This is a genomic window from Sandarakinorhabdus sp. (assembly GCF_040398645.1).
Classification (GTDB): Bacteria; Pseudomonadota; Alphaproteobacteria; order Sphingomonadales; family Sphingomonadaceae; genus Sandarakinorhabdus.
The window spans coordinates 1-6,530 of the sequence record NZ_JBBATR010000086.1 but is presented as its reverse complement, the minus strand read 5'-3'; the positions used below and the strand labels follow the sequence as shown (position 1 = coordinate 6,530).

Here is a 6,530-nt window from a genome sequence, read left to right as displayed (position 1 = left end):
GCACGCGCAAGGCGGCCTTCAGACCGCGCTTACGATGGCAAGGGCGTAGAACGGCCACGGCGATGGCCGACAGCATCGACGTTGGACTGTTCACGGCCTAGCCGGGGCAGGGCGCATTCAGCAAGAAGGATGTGCTGGCGATGACGCGGATGCCGGTAAAATCCGGAAAGCAGGTGCTGGTGTTGATCGGCAAGACCAGCCCGACGGTGGCTGAGATCGATCCCTACAACAAATATGTCGACCGCAATTCCGACGACAATCTGGTAGATATCAGCTGATCCGCTGCGCCCACAGCGGCGCCAGCGGCCCGGCAACAAAGCCAGCGCGGCCGATTGAGTAGATGACGTGGACAACCGGTCCGGTCGAAAGCTCGGCGGTGGCTGTGCGGGCGCTCAAAACGGCGCCGATGCGTTCGGCGGCGGTGCGGGATCGGAAATTGCTGTCGCCGATCATCAGCATCACGCTGTCCACTTTGGTGAGGGCGTGGCCGACCATTAACGCCTTCATCGCGTGATTGACCCCGCCGCCCCAATGGCTGCGGGCCAGAAACGTCCAGCCGACTTCCACTTCGCCGGGCAGGCAGCGGCTGTAATCAAAGCGGGAGGAACCGATAACGGCCCCGCCGGCGCGCGCCACCAGCATGCCGCCGCTGGCCAGCCCGTTTTCGAAGAAGGCGCGGAACACCGGTTCCTGCCAGCGGTCGCTGGCGGGGTGGCCAGCCCAGATGCCGGGATCGCTGGCGGCCGCAAACAAGGCCGGCCAATCGGCCGCCCTGGCGGGCCGCAGCTGCACGGCCGGGTGATCCAGGCTGGGCTGACGGTTCAGCAGGCTCACTGGGCTGCCAGCGTGATGGCGTGAATGCCCAGCCCGATGCAACCGCCGATCAAGGTGCCATTGATGCGAATGAACTGCAGATCGCGCCCCACGGCCTGCTCCACCTTCTCGGTCACGGTGTCGGCATCCCAACTGCGCACTGTGTCGGATACAAGGGTGACGATAGCGTCGCCATGGGTCTTGGCAAGGCCGGCTACCGCCCGGCGCAAGCTGCTGTTGAGCGCCGCTTTCAGCCCGGTATCGGCTTCGATGCGATTGCCCACCGCCGCCAATGCGCCGCCCAGCCGGTTGCCGCCGGGCTGGGTCAGGCTGTTGGCCAGTGCACCGCGCGCCGCCCCCCACAGGTCCTGCATCCAGCTTGCCATTTTCGGATTGGCCAGCAGATCGCTTTTGTAGCTTTCCACGCGCGCCTGCGTTTCGGGAAAATGGCGCAGATCAAACGCCCAGGTTTTCAGCGCCTCGATGATGCGCTGCCGCACGGGATGGCGCGGATCTTGCCGCATATCAACGAGCAGGCGCTGCACCGCGCCGATCATGCTGTCCGACATGCTTTCGTCAGCGCCGGCGAGGCGCAGCAGCCAGTTGGTGCGCTCTGTCACCATTGATCGGATCACCGGGCCTTCGTCGTTCAAGGTGGCGAGGCCCCAATCAATGGCTGCATCCACCAGCGGCTCATGGCGGCCGCGCGTGACCATCGTGTCGACAGCGTCGGCAACGAGCGGCGATATCTTCATGCTGCCCAGCCGTTCGCGCGCCACATCCGCCACCAGCTGGCCAATCGCTGGATCATCCAGCCCCTCCAGCAGCTGCGCGACCAGCGGCCCCAAGCGGCGGCGGTTGCCTTTTGCCGTGGCGGGCGGCGCCGACAGCCAGCCGGCCAGTACGCCGGCAAGATCAGCTTCGTCCAGCCGGCGCGCGACCACCTGGGGTTTTAGAAAATTGTCTTTCAAAAACTGCGCAAGTGCCTCGCCCAGTTGGTCCTTCTGCCGAGGAATGATGGCTGTGTGCGGGATCGGCAGACCAAGCGGATGCCGAAACAGCGCGGTCACGGCAAACCAGTCGGCAAGGCCGCCAACCATTGCAGCTTCAGCAAATGCCCCCAGCCACGGCACCGCCGGATGAGCACCGTGCATCAGCATCGTGGCCGCAAACAGCAACGCCATTGCCAGCAGCAGAAGCGTCGCAAGCAACCGCATGCGATAAAATTCTGACTCCGGCAGCAGCTGTTTCAGGGCAGGCTTACTCCGCAGGCTGTGCGGCAGGACGGGTGGTCTTGGCGCTGTCTTCGTTGTTGGTGAACCAGCGCTTCATGCGCGGCGCCAGCCATTCTTCCACCGAGACCGCGATTGAGAACCCGGCCGGAACGATAATGAGCGTGAGCGCGGTCGACAAGATCAACCCGCCTATCACCACGATACCCATCGGTGCGCGCCACGATCCGTCACCGCCCAGCGCGAGGGCCACCGGCATCATGCCGGCCACCATGGCGATGGTGGTCATCACGATTGGCTGCACCCGCTTGTGACCGGCCTCAAGGATGGCTTCCAGCTTGGGCACGCCCTTGTCCATTTCCTCGATGGCCATGTCGACCAGCAGGATGCTGTTCTTGGCGACGATGCCGAACAGCATGAGGATGCCGATGAACACCGGCATGGAAATGACATTGCCCGTCACCCAGATTGCAATCAGGCCGCCCAGCGGTGCCAGCAACAGGGACACCATATTCACAAATGGCGGCAGCACGCGCTTGTAGAGCAGCACCAGCACCGAAAACACCATGATGATGCCGGCGATCACGGCCAGAATGAAGTTCTGGATCAATTCGCCCATCCACTTCTGCATGCCGAGGCTGACTTTCTCGACGCCGGGTGGCAGCTTGGCCAGGCTGGGCAGGGCGTTCACCTTCAGCTGTGCTTCACCAGCCACGATACCCGGGGCAAGATCGGCGCCGATGGCAACGCGGCGCTGCTGGTTGTGGCGGCGGAGTTCGGTCGGCCCAGCACCAAAGCTGATATCTGCCACCACCCGCAGCGGCACGGTACCGCCGCGAGAGGTTGGTACCGGCAGGTTTTCGATGGTGGAAAGGTTGCGGCGTGACGATTCAACCAGCGCGACGCGAATTGGGATTTGGCGATCGGCAACGCTGAACTTTGCGACATTCTGGTCAATATCGCCTAGCGTGGCAATGCGGATAGTTTCGGACAATGCCGCAGTGGTGACGCCCAGTTCAGCGGCCAGATCCAGCCGCGGCCGAATGGTGATTTCCGGGCGGTTGAGCTCACCATCGATACGAGCCTGGCGAACTTCCTTAACGCCGCGCATTTCCTCAACAACCTTTAGTGCGGTTTGTTCAAGCAACACGGAGTCGGTGCCCGTCAGCGTGATCTGGACGTCGCGTCCGCCAGGGGGGCCATCGTTTTGAGAGGCAAAGCCGACCCGAGCATCCGGGATCGCAGAAAGCTGCGGTGCAATGCTGCGTTCCCACTTGGTGCGGTGCATCGCGCGATCCTTGCGCAGGGTCAGGTAGATATCAGCACTGCCAACCTCGATGCTGGCAAACGCCAGCGCCATCTCGGGCGACTTCTCCAACACGGCCACGGCCTTGTCGACTGCGGCCTCGGTCTGCCCCAAGGTGACGCCCGGCGGCAGCGAGATCGTCACCTGGCTGCTGTCTGAATCTGCATCGGGCTGAAAGGTCATCGGGATCGCGTTGAACAGCAACACAGTCGCGATCAACGATGCGCCGCCGATGCCGAACACGGTTTTCATGCGGTTGGCCAACGCCCAGTTGAGGATCGACATGTAGACATCGACCCACTTGCCAGTGCCATGCTCGGCGGCGCCATCGCTCTTGAGGAAATAGGCCGCCAACATCGGCGTGATCAGGCGGGCAACCGCCAAGCTGATCAAAACAGACACCGCAACCGTGCCGCCGAAATTCTTGAAAAACTGGCCTGAAATGCCGGGCATCAACGCCACTGGCAGGAACACGGCCACAATCGAGAACGTGGTGGCCACGACAGCAAGACCAATTTCGTCAGCCGCTTCCATCGATGCCTGGTAGGCCGATTTGCCCATGCGCATGTGGCGGACGATGTTTTCGATCTCGACGATCGCATCATCAACCAGAACACCAGCCACCAACGATAGCGCCAGCAACGACAGTTGGTTGAGCGTGAAGCCCAGCCACGCATCGAGGATCCAGAATGTCGGGATCGCCGAAAGCGGGATTGCCAGCGCCGAAATCATGGTGGCGCGCCAATCGCGCAAGAAAATGAACACCACCAGCACAGCCAGCAAGGCCCCTTCGATCATCGCAGTGATCGCGCCCTTGTATTGCTGCTTGGTATAATCCACCGACGTGAAAATCAGGCTGAATTTGACATTTGGATATTGGGCCTTGAGTTTTTCAATCTCGACAAGGGCCGTATCATAGACAGTCACATCAGAGCTGCCCTTGGCCTTCGACATCGAGAAGCTGAGCACCTGACGACCGTTCATCTTGGCAATGCCGCGCTGTTCGGCATAGCTGTCCTGCACCTGCGCGATGTCACCCAGGCGAACGCTGCTGCCCATACCAAGGTTGATCTGGGAATCAGCCAAGCCGATTGCGTTGCGGGCATTGCCGATCACCCGCACGGACTGTTCAGCACCCGCGATTTCGGCCCGGCCGCCAGCAGCGTTCAAATTGGTCTGGCGCAGCTGCGCATTCACTTGGCTGGCGGTCACGCCATAAGCCTGCATGCGATCCGGATCGAGGATCACCCGGATTTCGCGGCTGACACCGCCTGAACGCCTGACTTGCGCCATGCCCGGTACGCCCAGCAGGCGCTTGGCAACTGTGTTGTCGACAAACCAGCTGAGCTCTTCGAGAGTCATCGCAGTTGATTCAACAGCAAAATAGGCAATAGGGCCGCCAGCGATATCCATACGCATCACTTGCGGCTGCAAGATGCCCTGCGGCAGATCGGATCGGATATTGGCAATGGCATCACGCACGTCGTTCACGGCGCGATCGATCGGGGTGCCGATGGTAAATTGCACCGATGTGCTGCTGCGGCCTTCGCCGACAAAGCTGTTGACCTCATCAACGCCGCTGATGTTGCGGATGGCAGCTTCCACCCGTTGGGTAACCTGGCTTTCCAGCTCCGCTGGCGCGGCGCCGGGTTGAACCACAACCACTTGGGCCGCCGGAAACTCCACGTCAGGCTGGTTGTTCACATCCATCGCCCTGAAGGACAGGACGCCGGCCAACAGCAGCAAGGCGAATGCCACCAGGGGCGGCACGGGATTCTTGATCGACCAGGCAGAAATATTGCGCATATCAGGCTCCAGGCGTCAGATCAGCGAGCAGTTGCAGCAAGGTTGGCCTTGATCCGGTCACCTGGCTTCAAAAAGGCGCCCGCGCTGGCCACAACCCGTTCAGTGCCGGACAGCCCTGACAAAATACCGACGCCAGCATCGGAAACCGTGCCAATCGTGATCGCGCGCCGCTCAACCCGGTTGTCCTGCCCGACAACATACACATAATTGCCCTGTACGTCGGCCAGCACGGCCGATTGCGGCAGCAGCGGCCGGTTTGATTCGCCTGCTGCAATATTGGCCCGCGCAAAGGCGCCGACGCGCAGCCCGGGGGCATAATCGAGCTGGATGCGCGCGATACCCAAGCGTGTGGCGCCATCGATCACCGGATCGACCAGCCACACGCGGCCTTTGAAGCTGGTGGTGGCGCCCACGGGGGTCACGCTGGCCAGCATGCCGACCTTCAGCCGGGCAATATCCTGCTCGGCGAGCTGTGCACGCATTTCCAGCGTGCCGCCTTCGGCCAGACGGAACAATGCGCCCGAACCAGCGCCAACCACTTGCCCGGCTTCGACGCTGCGTGACAGCACAAGGCCAGCGGCGGGTGCCCGCACGTCCAGCCGCTCGTTGCGTTCGCGCGCCGCTGCCAATTGGGCACGGGCCACGCCAACGCGGGCCAGCGCACCATCGCGGGTAGCAAGCCGTTGATCGATGTCGGCCCGGCTGATGAAGCCCTTGGCCACCAGGCTTTCGGCGCGGGCCAGATTGGCATCCGACAGCCGCGCATCGGCTTCTGCCAGCCGCACACCGGCCTGAAGCTGCGCGACTTCCTGCACCTGCACCTGCCGATCGATCTGTGCGAGCACCTGGCCGGCGCCGACGCGCTGGCCGGGTTCCACGAGCACGCGCAGCACGCGGCCGCCTTCGCCCTGGATGCCCACCGCAGCATCGCGCTTGGCAGCGATGCTGCCCGGCGCCGTGATCGATTCCGCCACCATCGTGGAGCCGGGCACCAGCACCGTCACTTCCGGCAGGTTGCTGGCCGCAACCACAGGCGGCGCCGCCGCCGGTGAAAAGGCCTGCCACGCCGCGACGCCCGCCAGGGCCACGGCCAGCGCGATCAAGCCAGGCTTCAGCCAGCGGCCACGCCCCGATGTCGCAACATCAGACCCAGCCGACGCGCCAAACGCGTAGACCTTGGCGTCGACCGTTGGTTCAACAGTGGTATGTGCGTTCATGGCCATGACAATCCTTTGCGCGGGTGTACTACACAAGTACGTCACCGCATACAAGCGCTCTCATATCGCAACTCGGCCCTTCCAGCAAAGCCGGAATTTGAGTGCCACTCGAGCGCCGTCGCCGCAGATGCGATGGCTCTGTCCAGCAGAACAGCA

General features: G+C 62.8%; 5 protein-coding genes. 1 reads left to right on the top strand and 4 read right to left on the bottom strand.

All coding sequences use genetic code 11. The annotated features are described in order from the left end of the window. The first annotated feature begins 140 nt into the window (after window positions 1-140). The gene (locus ABWP50_RS12905; RefSeq protein WP_353218394.1) at window positions 141-278 is read left to right on the top strand and encodes a hypothetical protein; all 138 of its coding nucleotides are present in this window, start codon (window positions 141-143) and stop codon (window positions 276-278) included. On the opposite strand, the gene ABWP50_RS12900 is transcribed toward ABWP50_RS12905, so the two are convergent. The 4 genes from ABWP50_RS12900 to ABWP50_RS12885 are packed head-to-tail and all read right to left on the bottom strand — an operon-like array spanning window position 271 to window position 6,380. Next, on the bottom strand, window positions 271-792 hold the full coding sequence (locus tag ABWP50_RS12900) for a GNAT family N-acetyltransferase (protein WP_353218393.1): 522 nt from the start codon (window positions 790-792) through the stop codon (window positions 271-273). The two genes, ABWP50_RS12905 and ABWP50_RS12900, sit on opposite strands and share 8 nt — an antisense overlap. Before the next feature lie 38 nt (window positions 793-830). Then, window positions 831-2,030 carry a DUF445 domain-containing protein gene (locus tag ABWP50_RS12895; RefSeq protein WP_353218392.1) on the bottom strand — a complete coding sequence of 400 codons (1,200 nt, stop codon included), beginning with the start codon at window positions 2,028-2,030 and terminating at the stop codon, window positions 831-833. Between the two features lie 43 nt (window positions 2,031-2,073). Beyond that, a complete protein-coding gene (locus ABWP50_RS12890; RefSeq protein WP_353218391.1) occupies window positions 2,074-5,157 on the bottom strand; it encodes an efflux RND transporter permease subunit in 3,084 nt (1,027 codons plus the stop codon). A gap of 20 nt (window positions 5,158-5,177) precedes the next feature. Further along, window positions 5,178-6,380 (bottom strand): efflux RND transporter periplasmic adaptor subunit, encoded by a 1,203-nt coding sequence (locus ABWP50_RS12885; RefSeq protein ID WP_502951066.1) that lies wholly within the window; start codon window positions 6,378-6,380, stop codon window positions 5,178-5,180. Between the last annotated feature and the right edge of the window lie 150 nt (window positions 6,381-6,530).

Excerpts from the sequence above, each read along its gene's own strand:
- ABWP50_RS12905 (WP_353218394.1), top strand. The coding sequence starts at position 141 with ATGACGCGGATGCCGGTAAAATCCGGAAAGCAGGTGCTGGTGTTGATC.
- ABWP50_RS12895 (WP_353218392.1), bottom strand. The coding sequence starts at position 2,030 with ATGCGGTTGCTTGCGACGCTTCTGCTGCTGGCAATGGCGTTGCTGTTT.
- ABWP50_RS12890 (WP_353218391.1), bottom strand. The coding sequence starts at position 5,157 with ATGCGCAATATTTCTGCCTGGTCGATCAAGAATCCCGTGCCGCCCCTG.
- ABWP50_RS12885 (WP_502951066.1), bottom strand. The coding sequence starts at position 6,380 with ATGGCCATGAACGCACATACCACTGTTGAACCAACGGTCGACGCCAAG.